This is a genomic window from Shewanella mytili (assembly GCF_046765975.1).
GTDB lineage: Bacteria > Pseudomonadota > Gammaproteobacteria > Enterobacterales > Shewanellaceae > Shewanella > Shewanella mytili.
Genome location: NZ_JBKOUD010000035.1, coordinates 1 through 1330, shown reverse-complemented (window position 1 = coordinate 1330; position 1330 = coordinate 1). Strand labels below are relative to the sequence as shown.

General features: G+C 44.1%; 2 protein-coding genes and 1 pseudogene. 1 reads left to right on the top strand and 2 read right to left on the bottom strand.

Going from position 1 to position 1330, the window contains the following annotated elements; translation table 11 throughout:
* Nucleotides 1-299: transposase (locus ACIDEJ_RS15240; protein ID WP_411987625.1), on the bottom strand; the 299-nt coding region annotated here is incomplete at its 3' end.
* Nucleotides 300-626: 327 nt separating this feature from the next.
* On the opposite strand from ACIDEJ_RS15240, the pseudogene ACIDEJ_RS15235 reads away from it, so the two are divergent.
* Nucleotides 627-1103 (top strand): annotated as a pseudogene (locus ACIDEJ_RS15235) (IS3 family transposase); the annotation flags it as partial.
* On the opposite strand, the gene ACIDEJ_RS15230 reads toward ACIDEJ_RS15235, so the two are convergent.
* The coding region (locus ACIDEJ_RS15230) for an integrase core domain-containing protein (protein ID WP_411988889.1) at nucleotides 1097-1330 on the bottom strand (234 nt) is incomplete at its 5' end. The pseudogene ACIDEJ_RS15235 and the gene ACIDEJ_RS15230 sit on opposite strands and share 7 nt — an antisense overlap.

Here is a 1330-nt window from a genome sequence, read left to right as displayed (position 1 = left end):
GCACGTTTGCTGATGCAAGTATAATGTGGGCAAGTAAGTGGTACCTGGGCTAGTTGAAATACCGAATTAATAAAGCCTTGCAGCGCTCGCAGTGGCATAGCGAAAACACGTTTAACCATCAGCGCTGTGGTAATGGCTAAGTCGCTAAATACGCGAGGGCGACCTTTTCCAAGTTGCTCGGCCTTGGCTTTCCACTGGGCGATAGCGTCCTCATCAATCCAGAAGGTCAGCGAGCCACGATTGATTAGGGCTTGGTTGTATTGCTTCCAGTTAGTTATTTTATAGCGAAGTTTTGGCACGGTTAAGGGGTTAGTTGATAGGTTATGCCGATCAGATCAGCGGCTACCGTTTTAGTTCAACCGATTTAGGAAACAAAGCCATGGAGTATTGTCGAATTGAAAAAAATTGAATGTTTTTATATTTGAAAGAGTTTCTTTACTGACTTCCCTGCACAGCATTTGTTACATCCTTTTATAAAAAAGGACATAATCTTGCCTTTGTTTTTACTTTATGTCAATTAGCCGCGCTCTAACTTTACACTATTTTAACCATTCTGATTTGATTGATCCGCTCCGGTACTTTTGGACATCTCGCTAAGTGAGTAACCTCGCTTATTGAGGTGAAGTATGTCAACAAAGCAACCCCGCAAAATCCATACTCAAGAATTAAAAGCCGAAGCACTCAAGTTCGCTCAAAAGATTGGTGTCGCCGCAGCAGCGCGTGAACCTAATCTTTGCTCTACAATTGGCGCTCTAGTGCTGGAGAATTATCCAATACCACGTCTAGGGTGGAAGATCTTGCTGCGGAGGTTGCAAAGCTTAAACGCCAACTTGCTGAACAAACGTAAGATTTGTCCATTTGAATCTACAGCTACCTACTTCGCTTAGAACCCAAAGTAGCCAGATTTAAGCTCATTCTGAGCATCAGCACCATTTTTCTCTCAAGCGAATGGTTGAGGTGCTCAAGGTATCGCGTAGTGGGTATTACTCCTGGTGGCAGAACGGCCTGACGCTGAGCCCAAGTGCTATTAATCGTGTGGCTCGCGATTACCGGTTAAACAGTCCTCTGACGATTCCAAGAAGCGCAATTGTAGTGGTCAAGTCATTTTGGCCACATAGTTGTAGCTATTCCAGTAACGTTTTTCCGATTCATTTGGCGTTAAACCACCGTTGTACGAATGCGGTCTCAGTCGGCTGTAATAGCCATGAATATATTCACCAATCTTCTGCTTTGCTTTCGTAAAGCTCACGTAACCTGTCGTTGGAACCCATTCAGTTTTAAGGCTTCTGAAGAAGCGTTCCATAGGACTATTGTCCCAACAATTTCCTCT